At 50.3% G+C, this 22,424-nt stretch carries 18 protein-coding genes; 5 read left to right on the forward strand and 13 right to left on the reverse strand.

Annotation, left to right across the window (positions count from 1 at the left end; all coding sequences use genetic code 11):
- Nucleotides 1-20: 20 nt before the first annotated feature.
- Nucleotides 21-1,739 carry an acetate--CoA ligase gene (acsA, locus tag ABJ225_RS11140; protein WP_347320187.1) on the reverse strand — a complete coding sequence of 573 codons (1,719 nt, stop codon included), beginning with the start codon at nt 1,737-1,739 and terminating at the stop codon, nt 21-23.
- Nucleotides 1,740-1,979: 240 nt separating this feature from the next.
- Here acsA and ABJ225_RS11145 point away from each other — a divergent pair, with 240 nt between their 5' ends.
- The 3 genes from ABJ225_RS11145 to ABJ225_RS11155 are packed head-to-tail and all read left to right on the forward strand — an operon-like array spanning nt 1,980 to nt 4,453.
- Nucleotides 1,980-2,612 (forward strand): GNAT family N-acetyltransferase, encoded by a 633-nt coding sequence (locus ABJ225_RS11145; RefSeq protein ID WP_347320189.1) that lies wholly within the window; start codon nt 1,980-1,982, stop codon nt 2,610-2,612.
- An 18-nt stretch (nt 2,613-2,630) separates the two neighbouring features.
- Nucleotides 2,631-3,278 carry an acetoin utilization AcuB family protein gene (locus tag ABJ225_RS11150; RefSeq protein WP_347320191.1) on the forward strand — a complete coding sequence of 216 codons (648 nt, stop codon included), beginning with the start codon at nt 2,631-2,633 and terminating at the stop codon, nt 3,276-3,278.
- A complete protein-coding gene (locus ABJ225_RS11155) occupies nt 3,248-4,453 on the forward strand; it encodes an acetoin utilization protein AcuC (RefSeq protein ID WP_347320193.1) in 1,206 nt (401 codons plus the stop codon). Before ABJ225_RS11150 ends, ABJ225_RS11155 begins: the two co-directional genes overlap by 31 nt.
- Before the next feature lie 127 nt (nt 4,454-4,580).
- Here ABJ225_RS11155 and helD read toward each other — a convergent pair whose 3' ends face one another.
- From helD to ABJ225_RS11180, 5 genes are all read right to left on the reverse strand, one after another.
- Nucleotides 4,581-6,902 (reverse strand): RNA polymerase recycling motor HelD, encoded by a 2,322-nt coding sequence (helD, locus tag ABJ225_RS11160; RefSeq protein WP_347320195.1) that lies wholly within the window; start codon nt 6,900-6,902, stop codon nt 4,581-4,583.
- A 187-nt stretch (nt 6,903-7,089) separates the two neighbouring features.
- On the reverse strand, nt 7,090-7,695 hold the full coding sequence (locus ABJ225_RS11165; protein WP_056534865.1) for an OmpA family protein: 606 nt from the start codon (nt 7,693-7,695) through the stop codon (nt 7,090-7,092).
- A gap of 37 nt (nt 7,696-7,732) precedes the next feature.
- Complete coding sequence (motP, locus tag ABJ225_RS11170) at nt 7,733-8,542, reverse strand: flagellar motor protein MotP (protein WP_056534863.1); 810 nt, start codon at nt 8,540-8,542, stop codon at nt 7,733-7,735.
- Nucleotides 8,543-8,641: 99 nt separating this feature from the next.
- Nucleotides 8,642-9,640, reverse strand: coding sequence for a catabolite control protein A (ccpA, locus tag ABJ225_RS11175; protein ID WP_048007434.1), 999 nt, complete (start codon nt 9,638-9,640; stop codon nt 8,642-8,644).
- A gap of 271 nt (nt 9,641-9,911) precedes the next feature.
- Nucleotides 9,912-10,988 carry a bifunctional 3-deoxy-7-phosphoheptulonate synthase/chorismate mutase gene (locus ABJ225_RS11180; RefSeq protein ID WP_048007433.1) on the reverse strand — a complete coding sequence of 359 codons (1,077 nt, stop codon included), beginning with the start codon at nt 10,986-10,988 and terminating at the stop codon, nt 9,912-9,914.
- A 202-nt stretch (nt 10,989-11,190) separates the two neighbouring features.
- Between ABJ225_RS11180 and ABJ225_RS11185 the strand changes: the two genes are divergently transcribed.
- Nucleotides 11,191-13,341 (forward strand): cell division protein FtsA, encoded by a 2,151-nt coding sequence (locus ABJ225_RS11185; protein WP_056538346.1) that lies wholly within the window; start codon nt 11,191-11,193, stop codon nt 13,339-13,341.
- A 77-nt stretch (nt 13,342-13,418) separates the two neighbouring features.
- Here the strand turns inward: ABJ225_RS11185 and ABJ225_RS11190 are convergent, their stop codons facing one another.
- The 4 genes from ABJ225_RS11190 to ABJ225_RS11205 form a co-directional block, all read right to left on the reverse strand.
- Nucleotides 13,419-13,910 (reverse strand): YtxH domain-containing protein, encoded by a 492-nt coding sequence (locus ABJ225_RS11190; RefSeq protein WP_053426311.1) that lies wholly within the window; start codon nt 13,908-13,910, stop codon nt 13,419-13,421.
- 131 nt (nt 13,911-14,041) lie between these two features.
- A complete protein-coding gene (gene ytxJ / locus ABJ225_RS11195) occupies nt 14,042-14,356 on the reverse strand; it encodes a bacillithiol system redox-active protein YtxJ (RefSeq protein WP_056534859.1) in 315 nt (104 codons plus the stop codon).
- Nucleotides 14,357-14,444: 88 nt separating this feature from the next.
- On the reverse strand, nt 14,445-14,882 hold the full coding sequence (locus ABJ225_RS11200; RefSeq protein ID WP_056534857.1) for a YtxH domain-containing protein: 438 nt from the start codon (nt 14,880-14,882) through the stop codon (nt 14,445-14,447).
- 16 nt (nt 14,883-14,898) lie between these two features.
- The gene (locus ABJ225_RS11205) at nt 14,899-15,390 is read right to left on the reverse strand and encodes a DUF948 domain-containing protein (protein WP_056534855.1); all 492 of its coding nucleotides are present in this window, start codon (nt 15,388-15,390) and stop codon (nt 14,899-14,901) included.
- A gap of 196 nt (nt 15,391-15,586) precedes the next feature.
- Between ABJ225_RS11205 and ABJ225_RS11210 the strand changes: the two genes are divergently transcribed.
- Nucleotides 15,587-16,702, forward strand: coding sequence for an aminopeptidase (locus ABJ225_RS11210; protein WP_347320199.1), 1,116 nt, complete (start codon nt 15,587-15,589; stop codon nt 16,700-16,702).
- 55 nt (nt 16,703-16,757) lie between these two features.
- Here ABJ225_RS11210 and murC read toward each other — a convergent pair whose 3' ends face one another.
- From murC to ABJ225_RS11225, 3 genes are all read right to left on the reverse strand, one after another.
- Nucleotides 16,758-18,071 carry a UDP-N-acetylmuramate--L-alanine ligase gene (gene murC / locus ABJ225_RS11215; protein ID WP_053426306.1) on the reverse strand — a complete coding sequence of 438 codons (1,314 nt, stop codon included), beginning with the start codon at nt 18,069-18,071 and terminating at the stop codon, nt 16,758-16,760.
- A 141-nt stretch (nt 18,072-18,212) separates the two neighbouring features.
- Complete coding sequence (locus ABJ225_RS11220) at nt 18,213-18,842, reverse strand: hypothetical protein (RefSeq protein WP_056534851.1); 630 nt, start codon at nt 18,840-18,842, stop codon at nt 18,213-18,215.
- 165 nt (nt 18,843-19,007) lie between these two features.
- Complete coding sequence (locus ABJ225_RS11225; protein ID WP_347320202.1) at nt 19,008-21,647, reverse strand: DNA translocase FtsK; 2,640 nt, start codon at nt 21,645-21,647, stop codon at nt 19,008-19,010.
- Nucleotides 21,648-22,424: the final 777 nt, after the last annotated feature.

The raw sequence follows: 22,424 nt of genomic DNA on the forward strand, positions 1-22,424 counted from the left end.
GAGGGGGCCTTTCTTCGCTATCAATCTTCCATCGTACTGAGGTCACCAGTTGGGAGATCAAGCTCCCATGCTTTCAGGACGCGCCTCATGATCTTACCGCTCCTGGTCTTCGGAAGCTTATCCCGGAACTCGATTTCACGGGGTGCTGCGTGGGCTGCGAGTCCCTTTTTGACGAAGGTGCGGATTTCTTCCTTCAGCTCATCACTGATCTCATACCCGTCGCGGAGGGCGATGAACGCCTTGATGATTTCCCCGCGGACCGGATCGGGCTTACCGATCACCCCGGCTTCCGCCACTGCCGGATGCTCTACGAGTTTGCTCTCCACTTCGAACGGACCGACGCGCTCACCCGACGTCATGATCACATCATCGACACGGCCCTGGAACCAGAAGTATCCTTCTTCATCCATGTAGGCGGAGTCTCCCGATACGTACCAGTCACCCGGCATGAAGTAGGAATCATATTTCTGCGGGTTATTCCAGATCTGACGCATCATGGACGGCCAGCCTTTTTTGATGGCAAGATTCCCCATCCGGTTCGGAGGCAGTTCGTTCCCCTGATCATCGACGATCGCAGCTTTCACACCAGGGAACGGCTTGCCCATGGAACCCGGCTTGACTTCGATGCTCGGGTAGTTGCAGATGAGCTGACCGCCCGTTTCCGTCATCCACCACGTATCATGGATGCGTAGGTTGAACACCTTCATCCCCCATCGGACCACTTCCGGATTGAGGGGTTCCCCGACGCTCAGGATGTGACGGAGGGAACCAAGATCGAATTGCTTCACGATCTCATCCCCCGCCCCCATGAGCATGCGGAATGCAGTTGGGGCGCTGTACCATACGGTGACACCGTAGTCTTCAATCGTTTTGTACCAGTGCTCGGGTTTGAATCGGCCACCGACGATGACATTCGAGGCACCGGCAAGCCACGGACCGAAGATTCCGTACGATGTCCCTGTCACCCAGCCTGGATCAGCCGTGCACCAGTACACATCTTCCTCCTGAAGGTCGAGGACCCATTTCGAAGTTTGATAGTGCTGGAGCATGGCATTATGGACATGAAGCACACCTTTCGGTTTCCCCGTTGAACCCGACGTATAGTGAAGGATCAATCCGTCTTCCCTGTCCACCCACTCGACGGAGAGCTTCTTGGAGGCTTCCTTGAACTTCGCCATGAAGTCGATGTGCACATCATCTTCCTTGACCCCATCCCCGATGAGGAATACGTGCTTCAGTTCAGGAAGTTCATCCACCGGCACCCTTTCGAGGAGTTCCGGGGTCGTGACGAGCACCTTGGCTCCGCTGTCCTCGAGACGATCCCTGACCGCCCCTTCCATGAAGGCTTCGAATAATGGACCGACAATGGCACCGAGCTTGATGGCGCCCAGGATGCTGAAATATAGTTCAGGTGACCGTGGCATGAAGATGAACACCCGGTCCCCTTTTTCTACATCCCCGAAGTTCTTCAGTACATTCGCTGCCTGGTTGGACAGCTTTTTCATATCGGCAAACGTATATTTTTCATTCCGCTCAGGATCCCGGTAGTACAGGGCCACCTTATTTTTACGGTGGGTATCCGCATGACGGTCGATGGCTTCATGAGCCAAATTGACCCGGCCGGTTTCTGACCATGAAAATTCTTTCTCTACCTCTTTCCAATCAAATGATTCATATGCTTGATCATAATCTGCGAGATTATAATCCCCCTTCGTTACTGGTAGCGCTTCCACTTTCATCGAGATATCCCCCTTGTGAATGAAATGACATTTCCATTATAGTATAAATATAATATATTCTCAATTTTTTAAAAAATGAGAATAGAGAAGAATGAAGGAGAGATGATAGCAAACGTTGATCTGGCAAGGTTCTTAAAATATTCCAGAATAACGATTGGAGATAGAATGATAGAAAAGTCATGAAAGCGCTATCTCTTTCATGTATACTGATACTGAGGAAAATCAATAGGTGGTGGCCACATGGAATTTAAAATGACCTATAATGCAACAGAACTTAAGACAACCAAAGGCAGGATCGTCGTCGAGGGACCCATCTCGTCCGAAGAGCTGGCCAAACTCGATTTCCATGAAGACCTGACCGCATTCAGGCCTGCTCCCCAGCAGCATAAAGCCTTGATCGAAATCGCCCAGCTCCCGGAAGGAAGGATCATCATCGCACGGGATGAGAATCAGGTGGTGGGCTATGTTACATATCTCTACCCTGACCCCCTCGAGCGCTGGTCACAGGGGAAAATGAAAAATCTCATCGAGCTTGGTGCCATTGAAGTGATCCCGAAGTTCCGGGGGGCTTCGATCGGCAAAACCCTTCTGAACGTATCCATGATGGATGACCATATGGAGGATTTCATCATCATCACAACTGAATATTATTGGCATTGGGATCTGAAGGGGACGGGTCTCAATGTGTGGGAATACCGGAAAGTGATGGAGAAGATGATGAACGCCGGAGGATTGGAATACTTCGCGACGGATGATCCGGAGATCAGCTCCCATCCTGCGAACTGCCTCATGGCGCGTATCGGGGAGCGCGTGGACCCCGACTCCATCCAACAGTTCGATCAGCTCCGATTCATGAATCGTTTTATGTACTAGCCAAAGGGGGAAGCGACCATGATCATTGAAGAGATCATGAAATCAAACGTAGAAACGCTCAGACCGGATGACTCAATCGAAACCGCCATCAGACTCATGAGGGAGAAGAAAATCAAGCATATCCCGATTGTGGATGATGAAATGAAGATACTGGGGATCATCAGCGACAGGGACGTCAAAGACGCGGCACCGTCGATCCTCAATGAACAATCTGCTGATTCCACGTTGAAAAACCCTGTCAGGCAGATTATGCAGAAGCAGGTCATCACCGGGCATCCCTTGGACTTCGTCGAGGAAGTGGCCGCGCTCTTTTATGAACATCGTATCAGCTGCCTGCCGATCCTGAAGGCCGATAAGCTGGTGGGGATCATCACGGAAACCGATCTGCTGTATACCCTCACTCAGTTGACCGGTGCCAATCAGCCGGGATCCCAGATCGAAGTAAAGGTACCCCACAGGGCAGGCATCCTTTACGAAGTGGCCGGGATCATCCGCAAGCATAATGCGAACATCCTGAGTGTCCTTGTGTATCCCGATAAACAGGATGAAAAGCAGAAGGTCCTTGTCTTCCGCGTCCAGACGATGAATCCCACCCGCGTTATTGAGGAGATCAAATCGGAAGGATATAGCGTGTTATGGCCGAACATGCCGGGAATGCCGTCATGAAGGATTCCGTCTTCATTTACTCCGATGACCTCCTCGGCTACCGCTTCTCCGATAACCATCCATTCAACCAGATGCGCTTGACCCTCACCCTGGATCTACTCAGGGAATCCGGCGCGATCGAAGAGGATGAAATCGTCAAGCCACGGGCAGCCACAGAGGAAGAGCTCCAATTGAACCATGATGCGGCTTATATTCAAGCCATCAAGAAAGCTGGAAAAGGGGAGCTTCCCCCAGAGCAGGCAGAGAGCTACGGAATCGGCACCGAGGATACGCCGATCTTCCCGGGCATGCACGAGGCCAGCTCCTTCCTGGTGGGCGGTGCCCTGGAAGCGGTCGATCAGGTGATGAGCGGCAAGGCCAAGCACGCCCTCCACCTTGGCGGAGGCCTTCACCACGGGTTCAAGGGAAAGGCTTCAGGCTTCTGCATTTACAATGACAGCTCCGTCGCCATACGATACCTTCAGGAAAAGTACAAAGCAAGGGTCCTCTATGTGGATACAGATGCCCACCATGGAGACGGGGTTCAGTGGTCCTTTTATGATGATCCCGATGTCTGCACCCTTTCCCTGCATGAAACGGGACGCTACCTGTTCCCGGGGACCGGTAATGTGAATGAGCGGGGGCACGGGAAGGGCTATGGATATTCCTTCAACATCCCCCTGGATGCGTTCACCGAGGATGAGTCATTCCTGGATGCCTATGAATCCTCGATCCGGGAGGTGGCCGAGTTCTTCAAACCGGATGTGATACTGACCCAGAATGGAGCGGATGCCCATTATTATGATCCCCTCACCCATCTTTCCACCACCATGAAGACGTACCGTGAAATCCCCCGTATTGCACACGAACTGGCCCACACATACTGTGAGGGCAGATGGATTGCTGTAGGCGGCGGGGGATACGACATATGGCGGGTGGTGCCTAGGGCCTGGTCGTTCATCTGGCTTGAAATGACGGGCAGGACCGTCGGAGGCACCCTTCCTTCCGCTTGGTATGATCGCTGGAAAACGAAATCCGGTATCACGCTGCCAAGGGACTGGATGGATCCGCCGGGAATTTACACACCCATTCCAAGGAAGGCAGAGATCACAGAGAAGAATAAGCAGAATGTGGATAAGGCCCTCTACCCGATCCGTCAGCAGCTCGGAAAAGGAGCGGGTCATGAAACTGGCTGAAGACATGCACGCAGCAGATTGACCTTTGCGTTTTTTCTTTCACAATGTCGTGAAGCTTTATGTTGTAAAAAAGACAGAAGGAACAACAAAAAAACCGATCCCCCTAAAAAGGAATCGGTTTTTTTCATTATCGTACACTATCCCCGGTCCTGATCAGCCCCTCTGTCATGGCCTTTTTCATAAAGGGGCTCGGTTCTCCTAGTGTGTAGACCTGCAGTTCATGCATGGCGCGTGTACAGGCAGTGTAAAAGAGCCTGCGCACATCTTCTGTCCCGTAACAGTCCTCTGATGCATCATAGATGATGACGGCGTCGAACTCGATGCCTTTGGAAAGGTACGCTGGTACGATCACGATACCTTGATCATGTTCGAGCGTCCCTTTCGTGAGGAGGGTGACATCACCAAAGTCGGAAAGGGCACTGAATGCCTCGGCGCTCTCTCTCGCCGTTTTGCAGATGATGGCGATGCTCTCATGGCCCGCATCACGGTAATGTTCGACTTTTGAGCGGACGGCGAGATGCAGTCCTGCCCGGTCTGACACCCATTCAAGTGATGGTGTTTCTCCGCTTCTATCAAATGGGATGATATCATCACCATCAGGAATGAGCGTCCGGGTAAATTCTATGATGGGCTTCGTCGACCGGTAGCTCCTCTTGAGGCTTATGGTATCTGTCTCCCCTTCACCATACAACCCTGTCAGCATGCGGAAATCCGCTTGCCCGCTGGCGTGGGAGAAGATGGCCTGATTGAAGTCACCGAGGACCGTCATCCTGGCAGCGGGGAACATGCGCTTCAAGAACTCGAATTGGAACGGTGAATAATCCTGGGCCTCATCAATGACAAGATGCCTGACGGAGCTATTGATCTGGAAGCCCAAGATCAATTCTTTCAAGAAGAGGAATGGGGTGGCATCTTCATGGTACAGGTGCCCGTCATCGATGGCTTTTGCCGTTAATGCGCGGATGCCTTTCCAATGGGTCTGATCGAGGGTGTCAAAAAGACCTTTGTAAATGGCCACAAAGTCAATGAATCCAAATTCCCTGACAACGTTGCGCACCGGCTTCATTTTCTGTTGAACGATCAATCGTGCCAGCTGAACAGGCTCTACTTCGTAGTCCCCCACCGCTTCACGTTCATATCCCTTCCTCAGTGCAAGATGTGTCCGCGCATTGTGATAGGCCTGTTCACTCAGCAGCTCCATGGCATCCTGCACCCATGGCTTCCTTCTCTCCCGGCGCGTTACCTCCTTCAGCTTCTTCATGATCCAGTCCTGCAAGGCTTCCAGTCGATTCGAAAACTTGAGATCCAGGGCTGTTTGATAAAACCGGTCGCGGATTTCCCCTGCCGTCACCACCGGTTCACCCCTGAAGATGATATCCTTGAACGTCATACCGTCTGTATCCAATGTGCTCCGATATGCAAGGACCGACTGGATAAAGGCTTCAGAAGCCTTATGACCGATGGCAGAAAGCCTCTCAGCATAAAAGGGTTCACCTTGACCGCCAAGGACGAACTCAAGCTGATCATACGCATCCTCCACAGCAAAAGAATCACCGAGCCGGTGATCCAGGTATTCCTGGAAGGTGACCTGATGCATGTTTTCCTCCCCAAGCTCCGGCAGGACATTGGAGACGTACCGGCTGAACAGGGAGTTCGGGGAGAAGAGGACGATCTGATCCGCATCGATGCGATCCCTGTACTTGTAGAGAAGATAAGCGATCCGCTGAAGGGCGGCCGACGTCTTCCCGCTACCGGCTGCCCCGTGGACGATGAGGAGCCTGCCCTGGTCATGCCGGATGATCCGGTTTTGATCCTGTTGGATCGTCGCTACGATGCTGTGCATCTTTTGATCTTTTCCTCTTCCCAACACCTGCTGAAGGATCTCATCCCCGATGGTGAGACTGGTGTCGAAAAGGGATTCAAGTACTCCCTCACGGATGAGGTACTGCCACTTCCCGTTCAATTCTCCCTTGATGACCCCACCGGGTGTATCATAAGAGGCTGGCCCAGGCTGATCATCATAATAGACGCTTGAGATCGGCGCCCTCCAATCATAGATCAGGAAATTCTCACCGGTTTCGTCGGTGAGGGACGAGACGCCGATATAGACCTTTTCCTCTGATTCATTTCCGTCCTCTGTGAAATCGATCCGTCCGAAGTATGGAATTCTTTTCATTCTTTCAAGAGTGGCTAGTCGCTTGGAAGCGTGCCTATGGCTGCTCTGACTGGAGGACAAGGCCTGAGCCTCCTGACGAAGACCGATGATCGTCTCCAGGTAGTCATCGAAGCTGTCCGTATTCACCTTGACTTCATCCCAGAAATGTTTGCGCGTGTGAATCACTTCCTGTTTACGCCTGGAGGTTTCTTCTTTCAATTTTTCAATTTCACCGTTTATCTCCTCCAGCACATGATCGACACGGCGTTGCTCTTTTCTGTACTCGGCATTCATAGCATTCACTCCTCGGAATCGTTTAGATAAGGGTTGACACGAATCGTGTTTGCACTGTATAATTATAATAAGGATAAATAATACCTAAATTAATTAACAGCGCATATCTATCTAACTTTATCACATAATCGATTAGGTGACAATATAAAAAAGAGTGACGTTCATGAAAATGGACGTCACTCTTTTTTTAGTTTTCTTTGTAGGCAGGATCGGTCACGATGATCTCCACCCTGCGGTTCTTCTGCATATGGGCATCGGAATCATTCGGTTCCACAGGCATGGTATCTCCGTAGCCGATGGCGATGAACCGCTCAGGATCCAGTCCATTTTCGTTCACCAGGTACCGGATGACACTGCTGGCCCTGGCGGTTGAAAGTTCCCAGTTCGATGGATAGCGATAGGTGGAGATGGGGCGATTATCAGTATGTCCTTCCACGTCCACCTTGTTCGGCAGTTCTTCAAGAAGCCCTGCGACCATATCGAGGAAAGGAAAGGCAGAGTCAAGGACTTCGGCATCCCCTGTTTCAAAAAGGGCCTGCTCTTGAAGAACGAGGACGACACCCCTGTCCGTCCGTTCAGCCTTGATGGCATCTTCCATATCATGTTCCTTCAGATAGGCCTTCACATTTTTCAGGACCACATCTAGATCACTTGTACTTCCATCCGGAATGATGGACGCACCCTGAAATGAATCGACGATGGATTCGAACTTTCCCTTATCGATCTGCGACATGGAGAAAAGCAGGATGAAAAATACGAGGATCAGGGTGACCATATCCGAAAATGTGACCATCCAGGCAGGAGTCCGGGGGGATTCTTCTTCCTTACTCCTACGCCTCATCAACGGAATCACGTTCCTTCAATCGATATGTAGTCAATTCTTCTCCTGATAGGAAGACCGTCAGCTTCTCTTCAAGGACCCTCGGGTTTTGCCCTGATTGGAGACCCATCACGGCCTCGATGACGATCTGCTTCATGAACACTTCCTTTTCAGTCTTCATGGCAAGCTTCGATGCCATGGGGATGAAGACCAGGTTGGCCAACAGCGTCCCATACAGGGTCGTCAGCAGGGCAACGGCCATATTGGGTCCGAGGGATGACGGGTCGCTGAGGTTCTGGAGCATAAGGACAAGTCCGATCAGAGTTCCGATCATCCCCCATGCAGGAGCATACTCCCCTGCTTTATCTAGCAGTCTCTTATTCTTGCGATGACGCTCTTCAAGGGCAATGATCTCAGTATTCAGGATATCTGTGATGACATCCGATTCGATTCCATCCACAGCAAGAAGAACTCCCTTCCTGATGAACGGATCCTTGATTTCCTCGACCTCTGTTTCCAAGGAAAGAAGCCCTTCCCTCCTCGCCTTGTCTGAAAGGGACACAAATGTGGAAATCAAGTCTTGTGTATCATGTTCCTGTACCTTGAACGACTCTCCCATCACTCTTCCCAGCTGCTTCAATTCACTGAAGGAAAAGCTGACCAGCATGGCTCCGATCAAGCCGCCGATGACCACCAGGATGGATGGAATATTGATAAAGGATGCAAAACTATCGGGACCTGCATTGGTAAGGATGGCGACACCGACGAATACAATCCCCAAGACGACGCCTAAAGGTGTAAGCATATCAAGCTTCTTCATCATGACTCTCCCTGCAAAAAAAATAAAATCCTGCCTTCCGGTCAAAAGAGGACGGAAGGCAGGATCAGCCTTCCAGACCTATCTAACCAGTTTACAGCATTATTTGGTTGAATTACGGTATTCGATGCGATGAGGAAGCACAACGGCTGCTTCATCGACCGTTTCCTTGTTCATGTACTTCGTCAAGAGTCTCATGGCCACGGCACCGATATCATAAAGCGGCTGCACGACGGACGTGAGCTGCGGACGTACCATGAGGGCAAGTCGTGTATTATCGAACGAGATGATTTCCACTTCATCCGGAATGGAAACACCGGCATCCTGCGCGCCGTGTACGACACCGAGGGCCGTTTCATCATTCCCTACGAAGACGGCAGTCGGCTTGTCCGATAGCTCAGAGAACTTCTGCCATGCTTCAAGTCCTGAATCATACGTGTATTCCCCTTCGATGACCAATTCATCATTGTATTCGATTCCTGCTTGCGCAAGGGCTTCACGGTATCCTTCAAGCTTGAACTTCATATTGATCGTGTCATGGAACGGACCGCTTACGAATCCGATGCGTTCATGTCCCTTATCGAGGAGATCCTTCACGGCATCGTAAGTCGCCGCTTTGTAGTCGATGTTGACGGAAGGGACTTTATTTGTCTCTTCAACCGCTCCAGCAAGGACGATCGGCACTGGTGAACGCTCGAATTCCTGTACATGTTCTTCGGATATATGTCCACCGAGGAACAGGATGCCGTCCACTTGTTTCCCGAGCATCGTATTGAGGAGATGAAGCTCCTTCTCTGCATTCTGATCAGAGTTGCTCAAGATGATGTTGTACTTGTACATGGTGGCGATGTCTTCGATCCCACGGGCAAGCTCCGCGTAGAAGATGTTGGAGATATCAGGGATGATGACTCCGACAGTCGTCGTCTTCTTGCTCGCAAGACCACGTGCAACCGCATTCGGACGGTAGCCGAGTCGATCGATGACCTCAAGTACCTTCTTCCTTGTTGCAGGCTTTACGTTGGGATTTCCGTTGACCACACGTGAAACCGTGGCCATTGATACATTTGCTTCTCTTGCTACGTCATATATTGTCACGTTCATTGCAAACACGCTCCTTTACTCATAACCATTTACCTTATTTTACACCAAATAAACCTGGAGAGCGATTACAGGACTTTGTTACATTATGCACAAGTTAGCATCCACTCATAAGTTCGATTAGTGTATACAGTATATTTATCTGCAATCACGTACATAATCATACGATAGTATATTTATTCCTGCAATGACTCTGCATCAATTCGTGAAAAAAATTCCATGAAAACGGAAGAAACGGACCCTCAAAAGGAGGATCCGTCCATTTCTTCCTTGATTATACTGTGATTGTTCTTCCTTTGAATACCTCATTGTAGAATGTATCGAATTGATCGAGATCCATCTGCTGGGCAGAATCGGACAGGGCGACCGCCGGGTCAGGATGCACTTCTGCCATGACACCGTCTGCACCGATGGCAAGGGCCGCCTTTGCTGTCGGGAGAAGGAGATCCCTGCGTCCTGTAGAGTGGGTCACGTCTACGAATACCGGAAGATGCGTTTCCTGCTTCAGGATCGGCACCGCGGAGATATCAAGGGTGTTACGGGTTGCTTTCTCGTACGTCCTGATTCCACGCTCACATAGGATGATGTCTCCATTTCCTTGTGAAATGATGTACTCAGCCGCATTGATGAATTCTTCGATCGTTGCCGAAAGACCGCGTTTCAATAGGACCGGCTTCTTAACAGCCCCGGCTGCTTTCAGAAGTTCGAAGTTCTGCATATTGCGGGCACCGATCTGGATGACGTCGATGTATTCGACAGCCTGCTCGATATCAGCCGGATTGACGATTTCACTGATGACCGCCAAGCCGTACTCATCGGCAACCCTCTTCAAAATCTTCAAGCCTTCCATTCCAAGTCCCTGGAAGTCATAAGGGGACGTACGCGGTTTGAATGCTCCCCCGCGGAGAAGCTTCAGGCCTTTTGCTTTGACGGCTTTCGCCACCTCTGCCACCTGCTCGTAAGATTCCACGGCACATGGACCGAATACGAAGTGAGGATTTCCATCCCCGATGGCTTCTCCGTTGATATTCACGATGGTATCTTCCGGTTTCTTTTTACGGGAAACAAGAAGGGCCTTCGAATGGTCATCCTTCTGCAGTTCTAATCCTGCTTTGAATATTTCCTTGAAAATATGTTCAACAGTCGAGTCTTTCAACGGACCGTCATTGTTTTCTTTGATTAGGTTCAACATTCCCCGTTCACGAACAGGATCATAGCGGTATACTCCTTGTGTCTCCTTGACACGCCCGATTTCTTGAACGAGCTTGGCCCGCTCATTGATGATGTCCAGTAGTTTCAGATTCAGTTCGTCGACTTGATTCCTTAATTGATCGAGCTCTTGATTACTCACAATACAGCACCCTTTCTTTTTTCCTGTTCATACGTAAAACCTGTTATAGTTTTAAGGAAGTATGATACATTTTTGATGTTGAAACTTATTATAATAGAACATATCTCAAATGTCACGAAGAAATTCTTTTTTGATTAAACGCTTTTAAGCGTTAAAGTATTTAAGTATACTATGAGACTGGGCTAAAGCAGGTGAATGAATGGTGAAAAAAAATCAAAAAATCTTTGCATTGGACATCGGTACACGCTCAGTGGTGGGCATCATCATGGAAGAAATGGATGACCATTTTCAGGTGAGTGATATTTTAATAGAGGAGCACCGGGAACGGGCCATGCTGGACGGACAGATCCACGATGTACCTGCAGTAGCTGCCGTCATTACATCGATCAAGAGCCGTCTCGAAGATGCACACGGCCCTCTGAGGAAAGTATGCGTCGCGGCTGCCGGAAGGGCCCTGAGAACCGAAACGGCCTCCATCACCTCTTCCATCAAAGGCAAGCCGCTCCTAAAGAAAGACGATGTGCTCCATCTTGAATTCGGTGCTGTCCAAGAGGCGCAGGCGAAAGCTGCCGGCGATGATGCAGGTCATCACTATTATTGCGTGGGGTACTCCGTGCTCTACTACCGCCTGGACGGAGAAGAGATCGGGAGCCTCATCGACCAACAGGGCGATGAAGCGAGCGTGGAGATCATTGCCACCTTCCTTCCGCGGGTCGTCGTGGATTCACTGCTTGCTGCACTTCAACGGTCCGGACTTGAATTGGAAGCCCTCACCCTTGAACCGATCGCTGCCATCAACGTTTTGATCCCCCAGTCCATGCGAAGGTTGAATGTCGCCCTCGTCGATGTGGGGGCCGGTACGTCGGATGTCGCCCTGACGAACCACGGAACGGTCACAGCGTATGGGATGGTGCCGACAGCCGGGGATGAAATCACGGAAGCACTCAGCAGGGAACTGCTCCTCGACTTCCCCCTTGCGGAAAAAGCGAAGCGGCAGCTCCATGATTCTCCTTCCATCGAAGTGACGGATATCCTGGGGTTTGAAACCGTCATTCCTTCCGATGAGGTACTCCGTCGAATCGGAGCATCCATTGAGCGCCTGGCAAAAGAAATCTCGGACGAAATCCTCCGTTTGAACAACATGAAGGCACCGCAGGCCGTGATGCTCGTCGGCGGTGGCAGTCTGACACCGGGTCTTCCCACCAAGCTTGCCTCTGTCCTCGGCCTGCCTGAGAACCGTGCAGCGGTCAGGGGAGTGGAAGCGATCCAGCGTGTGAAGCTTCAAGGTCATATGTTGAAAGGTCCAGAACTGGTCACGCCGATCGGTATTGCCATCGCCGCAAGAGAGACTCCCGTTCAATATGTGACGGTGGATGTGAACGGGCATGCCGTTCGGATGTTCGAAGTAAAGAATCTGACGGTGGGAGACTGCATCCTCTCTGCCGGCGTCAAAGTCCAGGAACTGCACGGCAAGCCAGGCAAGGCCATTTCCGTCACGGTCAACGGTCAGACACTATCCCTACCTGGAAGTCCCGGGGAACCCCCTTCCCTGTTCAAAAACGATCAGGCCTGTTCGTTTGACGAGGGGGTCGGGAATCAGGACCGTCTCCTCGTCGAAAAGGGAAGGGATGGCGACGAACCCGTCGTGACCATAGGGGAACTCATGGATGAGGGTTCTGGGAAGCGGGTCTATCTACAGGAACGGGAACTCATCCTGGAACCGGGTATCATGCTAAACGGAGTTCCTTCCGGGAAAGAGACCGTGCTGAAAGATGGGGACATCGTCGACATCACCTTTATCGAAACGATCGCTGACGCCCTGTCACAGCTCGGCTACCATGATTGGATTTCCTCCTTGAGGCCTTTCCATCTCTCCTTGAACGGAAAAGAGACGTATTTCCCCGCTTTTAACGGGAAGATGTTACGTAACGGACAGGAAGTGAAACCGACTGCCATGGTCCACCATCTGGATCGCCTCACTTTCGAGGCTCCAGCACAACCGACCCTCGGACTCCTCCTGAACAAAAAGAAGATGCTGCTTACGAAGTCGATTACCATCTCCTTCAACGGGGAAGATGTAACACTTGAAAAAGTCTTCACCACCGTCAAAAGGAACGGGGCTGAGTTATCCGGGGAAGACCTGGTATTCTCAGGGGATGAGCTTACGGTCCAAGAGTCGGAAGAATCACCATTCATTTTCCAGGACGTGTTTAATTTCGTGGAAATCGACATGCCGACAAACACCAGGGGGAGCTTCCTCCTCTTGAGAAACAAACTGGAAACAACCTTCTTCGACGAAATCCGGGACGGCGACCTTCTAGAGATCGTCTGGCCTGAGATTAAAGTCAGATAATAAATACGGCCAAATAAAACGCCGCGAACCCCATTACAGGGGTTCGCGGCGTTTTGATCTTCATGTAGTATATTCCGTTATGAACCGATTTTACCAGGAACGGGGCTTGGACGATCAACAGGATGAATCGATTCTTGATCAGAAGAGGCCGTTGGAGCCCCTTCATCCTCCTTGATTTCTTCCCCTGCTTCCTTCACCTTCATGCCGATTTCCTGGAGGTCCTCAGCGGCGTCCTTGGTCGATGCGATGAGCTCCGAAGACTGCTCCTTCACTGGTTCAATAATGTCATCACTGACTCTTTCGTAGAGGGATTGTGCATCATTGATGGCATCCTTCAGGACAGCAGAAGCCGATTTCAAACGTCCCTGCCAATCATTCATCACCCCGGAAGGATCCTCCCGGACACGATCCACCATGCCCATGGTGGAATCCTTCCATGACGTCGTCTTCGTCGCCACCCTCCGTCGGGTGCCAGAGTCAAGCATGGCAATGGCTCCGCCTACTGCAGCGCCGAGCATGATGCCTTTCATCAACTTTCCACTTCTCGAACGGGTTCTCGTTGAATTCATTGGATTGTGTTCCTCCTTGAATTATCGTTATATAAACCCTTTCCCTTTCGACAAGAAAGTAAACCCTGGCACAAGCTCGTCAGTCAGGGGGAAAACAAAAAAGCCCTCTCAGGCTTTTTTGTGGATGCAGATTATAGTTTATCAAGTTCTGTTTCTGTAATGTTCCAGTGGGAAGCATTCCATCCCGGTTTCCCGTCGATGAAAAGGAAAGCCTGAGGAGACTCATGCTTGATACCGAACTTCTCCGCGATATGATTGGATAGTTCCTTTGATTCCTGAACAGCGAGGTAGTAGCCCTCTTCTTCCCCGTGTTTGTTTAAAAACGACTGGTACTCATTGAACGCATTGCCGCTGATCGGACATGTCAGGCTATGCTTCATGAAGAAAAAGCGGGGCTGACTCTCTGCGAGGTTTTCGAATTCTTGTACGGTTTCAATTTTTTTCATTATCCAACTTCCTTTCAGCATAATAAAAACGGTGAAGTCATCATATCACTTCACCGTTCCTTCAATCAATGATCACGCGTTAGCGAAATCAGTTGTTGTATGTTTTTTCTGTTTCATCAAAGGCTTTTTTCGTTTCTTCAAGCTTTTGATTCACATCGCCCGTTTCTGCAGGTACTTCTTCCTCACCTTCAGCACTTCCGGAACGGTATGATTTGATTTTACCGACTACTTGGTTGGACTGCTCTTGAACCGTCTTTGTCAAAGAAGAAGATTTCTCTTTGGCAGCTGCAGCCAATTCATTGCTTTTTTCAACGGCCGTGTCTTTCCACTGGCTAGTCTTTTCTTTCCAGTTGCCTGCCTGTTCGTTGATATCGCTGCGAAGATCTTTACCGGATTTTGGAGCGAGCAGAAGAGCGGTTGCAGCCCCGACGATACCGCCGATCAACGTGCCGATGATGAAATCTTTTGAGTTGATGTTGCTGTCATTGGTTTGATTTGGATTTTGCTGATTGTACTGCTGTGTCATAATGTTCATTCCCCTCTCAATTATAAGATCTGGCTCTTTTTATCATTTTTTCCCTTGCGCCGATGTCATCGGTTGCAGGTACGGGAGGTTGTTCAACAGCCTTCCGTTCTTTCCACTTGCCCCGAAGTTCCATCAGCGTATTGCCCCACTGAACCACCTGGGAAATCCTGCCTTGATTACGTTCGAGTTCAGACGAGATGTTTGTGCTGACCTTCTTCACAGACGTATTCAGGTTCTGGATCGAATGTCCGACATCCCTCACTGCATAAACGACCGTATTCAAGTCTTCGGATTTCTTTTGGATGTCCTCTGCAAGAAGATTCGTTTTATGTAGCAATTCAGTAGACTCTTTCGTGATTCCCTGCAGCTGCCCTTCCAGGCCGTTCAGGGTCGTCGAAACGCTGTCGAGCGTCGTCCCGAGGGACTTCAATGTCTTCATGAGGCTGATCACGAGGACGAAGAATGCCACCGCGATAACTGCGACACTAAGATAAAGAATGATTTCCATCTGCTACACCTCCATGTATAGAAATTCTTTACCCTCATATGAATTCATTAAACATTATACTAGTATTTCTTCCTTTTCTCTCATAATTCCTCTTTTTACTTTCAAAAAAATATCTGTATATTCAAAACGGCAGATGACGCATGGTTGAAGTATTTAGGGTAAAATAGAATGGAATACATAACTAGGGGGAAACACAATGAAAGATCCACGAATTCAAAAATTGGCAAAGAACCTGATCAATTACTCCGTCCAACTCCAACCCGGCGAAAAAGTGCTGATCGAGAACTTCGGACTGCAGCGCGAACTCGTCACCGCCCTTGTAAAGGAAGCATATGAAGCAGGCGGGTACCCGTTCGTCACCCTCAAGGACGCAGCTGTCGACCGCTCCCTCCTCATGGGTGCACAAGAAGAACAATATGAGATGATGGCCGACTTTGAAGCACGGAAGATGGACCAGATGGACGCCTACATCGGTTTGCGCTCTGGAGATAACATCAACGAGCAATCCGATGTGCCGGACGATAAGATGAGGATCCATGGCAACACGATCGGCAAAAAGGTCCACAGGGAGATCCGAGTACCGAAGAAAAAATGGGTTGTGCTCCGCTATCCGACTTCATCCATGGCACAGCTAGCCAAAATGAGCACCGAGGCATTCGAAGACTTCTACTTTGATGTATGCAACCTCGATTACAGCAAGATGGATGAGGCCATGGACAGCCTTGCCGATCTCATGAACAGGACGGATCGCGTGCGCCTGACAGGGGAAGGCACGGACCTGACGTTTTCCATCAAGGATATACCAGCGGTCAAATGCGCCGGCCGGTTGAATATACCTGACGGGGAAGTATATAGCGCTCCGGTGAAGGACTCGGTCAACGGTGTGATTTCCTACAACACGCCGTCGCCTTATAACGGCTTTACATTCGAAAACGTCAAGCTTACGTTCAAGGATGGGAAGATCGTAGAAGCGGAAGCGAATGATTCGGACCGGATCAACAAGATCTTCGATACGGATGAAGGAGCACGCTATGTAGGTGAATTCGCCATCGGTGTCAATCCGTTCATCCAGCATCCGATGCAGGACATCCTGTTTGACGAGAAGATCGACGGCAGCTTCCATTTCACCCCTGGTGAATGCTATGAAGATGCTTATAATGGCAACCATTCCAATATCCATTGGGATATGGTCATGATCCAGCGCCCTGAATATGGCGGCGGGGAGATCTACTTCGATGATGTCCTTATCAGGAAAGATGGACGGTTCGTCATCCCCGAACTTGAAGGATTGAATCCCGAAAACCTGAAATGAGCATAGGAAAAGCCATCCGCGATTATTCGCGGATGGCTTTTTAATGTATGCAGAATTATTCTGCCACCTGTTCGTTCAGAACGGATTCATAGGACTGCTGGAATTTCTGGATGTCCCCTGCGCCCATGAAGATCAACACGCTGTCTTCATGATGAAGAAGAGCGGTTGTATCACGCTCATCGATGATTTCACATCCATCGATTTTGGTTTCAAGATCATGGATGGAAAGCTTCCCGTGATTTTCCCTGGCAGAGCCGAAGATTTCGCACAGATACACTTTATCGGCAAGCTGAAGGCTTTCAGCGAACTCTGAAAGGAATGTCTGCGTCCTTGTGAACGTATGCGGCTGGAAGACAGCGACAATGTCCTTGTTCGGATACTTTTGGCGGGCCGAATCAAGGGTGGCTGTGATTTCGGTCGGATGGTGGGCATAATCATCCACAAGGATCTGTCCGCCTACCTTCTTCTCAGAGAAACGGCGTTTGACGCCTTCGAATGTTTGAAGTCTTTCCTGTACGATCGCTGTATCAAGCTCCTCGTAATGACAAAGGGCAATGACAGACAGGGCGTTCAGGATGTTATGATCTCCGTAAGTCGGGATCTTGAATGACGCATAGAATTCATTGCGTACGAACACATCGAATGATGTACCGTTCTCATCATGGGCTACATTGCGTGCCTGGAAGTCATTCTCCTCGGCAAATCCGTAAAATACGACGGGAACCCTTGCCTGGATCTTTTGAAGCTGTTCATCATCCCCACATGCTATGATCCCTTTCTTAACCTGCATGGCCATTTCCTGGAATGCAGAAAATACATCATCGATATTGGCGAAGTAATCAGGATGATCGAAGTCGATATTCGTCATGATGGCATAGTCAGGGTAGTATGAAAGGAAATGACGTCGGTATTCACATGCTTCGAATACGAAGTAGTTCGCATCCACTTCCCCTTTACCCGTTCCATCACCGATCAGGTAGGAAGTCGGCTTCGCCCCTCTGATCACGTGTGCGAGGAGACCTGTCGTGGATGTCTTCCCGTGTGCTCCCGTGACGGCTACGCTTGTGAATTCCTGCATGAAGTCACCGAGGAATTTATGGTAACGCGTCACAGGCAGGCCAAGTTCTTTGGCTGCCACGATTTCCTCATGTGTGTCGGGGAATGCATTTCCGGCGATCACATGCATATCTCCGCCGATGTTTTCCTTTTGGAAAGGAAGGATTTTGATGTTTGCATCATCCAACGCTTTTTGGGTGAAAAAGTATTTTTCTACATCGGAACCCTGGACCTGATAATCCATATCATGAAGGATCTGGGCTAATGCGCTCATGCCCGAACCTTTGATTCCTACGAAATGATATATCGTCATAATAGAACCTCCAACAATCGTCTATCTTAAAAACATTATATGAAATCATGATTTTTTTGCCATTAAGGACCAATGGTGAACACTGTCAACTTGAAACATTATACCACCTTTTAAAAACTGTGACCATGAAGAAGGAAATTTTCAGTCAGTTAGAATGAATTCCGGCGCTTCTTCTTTCAGGAATGCCCTCCATAAACCACCATTTTCTTGATACCTTTGACCGTATCGCGTCTTCATCGTATCCACAATATCAGGCGATCCCGCTTCAAAGACGGGACCTAGTATCCACTCATGGGTGACCAGAGGGACTTTCCTCACAAAATAGATCCTGTCCTTCTTCAAACTGGTCTTACCCCTCAATCGGGAACACTCACGGTGATCGCCCAATAACGGTATGCAGAGGGCGTCATCGCTCTCATGTTCAACCGATACAGGCTCCCACGGCAGGGTCATCATCACAGCCCCCAAGGTCTTCTGTGAAGGCGAAAGGGCCTGGGTCTGGAGAAACTGAAAGAACAGTGTGGTCCCCTTGATCGTCTTGTAATCAAATAAAAGCCATTCTGAAAATACGTCTTCAGTAAGGCTGTCTGTTTCCACCGGGGCAAATCGCTTGGTAAAGATCATCTTCGCCCTGACGATTTCCCGGATATTTGGTTCGTGCCGACAGAACTCCTTGGCGGACTCATAAACCGCACGGGTCTGTTCCTCTGCTATCATTTGTTTACGGTGACGGTATTCCGTCAAATCCAGTAAACCTCTCTCTGCGTCCATTCTGCTCACCTATCCACTCGTTGTTCTCCCCGTCTGGTGAAACCCTTTGGTATAGTACCCCCGCGGGGATCATCTGAAACTGCCAGGAAAATAAAGAGGATCCTGTCAGTGACACATTCCAATCAAGTCACCAACAGGATACCACATATTACCTTATGCTTCCACTCAGACGAGCGTCTCCAGCTCTGTCTCGGAGATCAGCACATCCCTCGGCTTGCTTCCCCTTGCTTCAGAGATGATACCATTATTCTCCATCATTTCCATCAATCTCGCTGCACGGTTATAGCCGATACGGAAACGCCTCTGAAGAGAGGATGCCGAGGCTCCCCCCTGATCGACGACAAATTCACATGCTTCAAGGAATAATTCATCTTCTTCTTCCGTGACCTGTGCCTTTTTCAGGAGTTCATCCTGTTCGAAAAGATAATGGGGTGCACGCTGGTCCCTCACGTGGGAGATAATGTCATCGATTTCGTCATCGGAGACGAAGGTCCCTTGCAGCCGGACGGGCTTGGAAGACCCATTTTCCAAGAACAGCATATCTCCGCGCCCCAGCAGTCGTTCTGCTCCGCTTCCATCAATGATGGTTCGTGAATCGACGGCAGATGAGACGGAGAAGGCGACCCTGGTCGGTACGTTGGCTTTGATCAGACCGGTAATGACATCGACTGAAGGCCTCTGGGTCGCAATGATGAGATGGATCCCGCACGCCCTAGCTTTTTGGGCGATGCGACAGATGGCCTCTTCCACATCTGCAGGCGACATCATCATCAGGTCGGCAAGCTCGTCGATGACGATCACAAGGTAAGGAAGCTTATCACTATACTGCTTGTTCTTTGTGGCAAGCTCATTGAATCGCTTGATGTCCCTTACTCCGGTATGGGCGAAGAGCTCGTAGCGGCGCTCCATCTCTTCGACGGCCCACTTCAAGGCGGCGGTTGCAGCCTTCACATCGGTGATGACAGGGCTGACAAGATGGGGAATCCGGTTATAAGGAGCGAGTTCCACCATCTTGGGATCGATCAGCATCATCTTCAACTCATCAGGCGATGATTTGTACAAAAGACTGACGAGGATCGAGTTGATGCACACGCTCTTACCTGAACCGGTGGCCCCGGCAATCAGTCCGTGTGGCATCTTGCTGAGATCCGTCACGATGGGCTGACCGGAAATATCAAGACCGAGTGCAGCTGTAAGCGGAGAGTCCGCTTCTTGGAAAGCAGGGCTCGCAATGACTTCACTGATGCATACTGGACGGCTGTCCCGATTCGGCACCTCGATGCCGATCGTATGCTTACCAGGGATGGGCGCTTCGATCCTGATATCCTTGGCAGCGAGGCTCAGCTTGATATCATCAGAAAGGTTGGTGATTTTATTCACTTTCACTCCTGGTTCAGGCTGCACTTCAAAGCGGGTGACCGACGGCCCCTGAGTCACATTCACGACTCTCGCCCTTACATTGAAATTCAGAAGGGTCTCATCGAGGAGTGCACTTTGGGTGTCCAACCACTCTTCACTCATGGTTTTGGATACGGGGGGATTCAGGTATTCCAGACTCGGAAACTCGTACTCATTCAACGTCTTGGTGGAAGAGCTGAGCTCACTATAGCTTTTTACGGCTTCCTCCCCTTGGACGACGGTCTGTTCCATTTCATGTTGACGTTCAGGTTGCTCCTCCACAGGTTCATCCACCTGTGGACGTTGAACCCTCACGTTGGGAGAAGGAGCCGGCTGTTGCCGGCGCTCGGACATGCTCCGCTTATCCTGATTCAGCATGAGGACATTGAACGGCAGATGCGTCCGTTTCTTCTGCTTCCGTTCTTCCTGGAACTCCTCTACAGGCATGGCGCTCTCTGCTTCTGCATCATGTTCTGAAATAGCTTCAGACCTATCCTCTCGGGATCCTGCATGCAAAGGGGCATTATTTTCTTCCGTGTTCACAACCGGGGTGACGTGTTCTACATACTCATCGGAAAGAGCTGATTCCGCTTGATCTTCAAACCAGGCGTCTTCCCTTTCCTCAACAACCCCGATAGGTGCGGGGGCATCCGTCATGTCCAATGTTCCTGCCGCATCGAAAACCTCTTCGTCAGCGACTAGGGATGCCAGCTCTTCTGACCTTTCTTCTGTCACAGTTTCGGTAATCGGCGCCACATCATATTCATCTGAAGGGCTCTTGGATTCATGTAATTCAAAGTCCACCGCTTCTTCCTTTCGGGCTTCGACCTCCGGTACATCATGATGGACAGGCGGGACGGGCAGGGGCTCCTCCCTCACATCCGGCACATTGACCGATGCCGGAGGATGACTATGTAAAAAATTGCCCAGTTCGTACTCAACTTCCTGCTTTTTGATCGGCCGCTCCCTGAATCCATAGATGGGTGAAGGGATTTCCGTCGGCTTGAACGGTCTGGTCCCCTTCCCTTTCTGTACTTTTGAAGTGACCGTTTTAGACGGTGCGGACGTTGATTGGTGTACAGGTTTGGGCTGTACCTCCTTGCGGGGACGTTCCACCCGTTCTTTCTCACGCTTAGGGCGTTCGGGCTGCTTTTCCGTGACTTCTTTCTTATCACGATCCCGGGTCCGTCTTTCCCGGCTGCCACCTTCCCCATCACCGATCAAAGGAAAACGGAAATTCCCCTTCGGATATTGATAGGTCATCCGTGCTTCGACATCGCGCTGATAAGGGGCCGCCGGACTTCCAGCCTGCTTTCCGACAGGGCGCTGCACTTCATCTTCCACATATTCTTCATAACTATCATCAACATCAGAAAATTTCCCGATAATCTTCTTAATCCAACTCACGTCAATCACTCTTTCCTTCATACTTACTATTATTCTATCAGTTCAACGGAAAAATTCGAGACATTTCACCACAAAATGAACATTGTTAGAAAAATGTGTCGAAACCAACATCCATGTAAATAGAATGTAACAAGAAAAGCGGAGGGGGCTCGCCCTGAGGCGACAAGCATAAGGCGAAGATCTCGGAAAGGCGTTCTGTGCCTTTTTGAGACCTTTGACTTATGACCTCGAGCCTCAAGCCCCCGGAGCTGGACATGAAGAAAAGCGGAGGCGGGTTGGGCTGACCCGACAAGCATAAGGCGAGCCACCCGGAAAGGCGTTCTTGGCCTTTTTGGGTGGCTTGACTTATGACCTCGAGGGGCAACCCGTCGGAGCTAGACATGAAAGAAAAGCGGAGGGGGCTCGCCCTGAGGCGACAAGCATAAGGCGAAGATCTCGGAAAGGCGTTCTGTGCCTTTTTGAGACCTTTGACTTATGACCTCGAGCCTCAAGCCCCCGGAGCTGGACATGAAGAAAAGCGAAGGCGGGTTGGGCTGACCCGACAAGTAAGGCGAGCCACCCGGAAAGGCGTTCTTGGCCTTTTTGGGTGGCTTGACTTATGACCTCGAGGGGCAACCCGCCGGAGCTAGACAGATAGAAAAACGGAGGGGGCTCGCCCTGAGGCGACAAGCATAAGGCGAAGATCTCGGAAAGGCGTTCTGTGCCTTTTTGGAGTCTTTGACTTATGACCTCGAGCCTCGAGCCTCGAGCCTCAACCCGCCGGAGCTGGACAGAGGA

This window comes from Rossellomorea sp. RS05 (assembly GCF_039822645.1).
Classification (GTDB): domain Bacteria; phylum Bacillota; class Bacilli; order Bacillales; family Bacillaceae_B; genus Rossellomorea; species Rossellomorea marisflavi_B.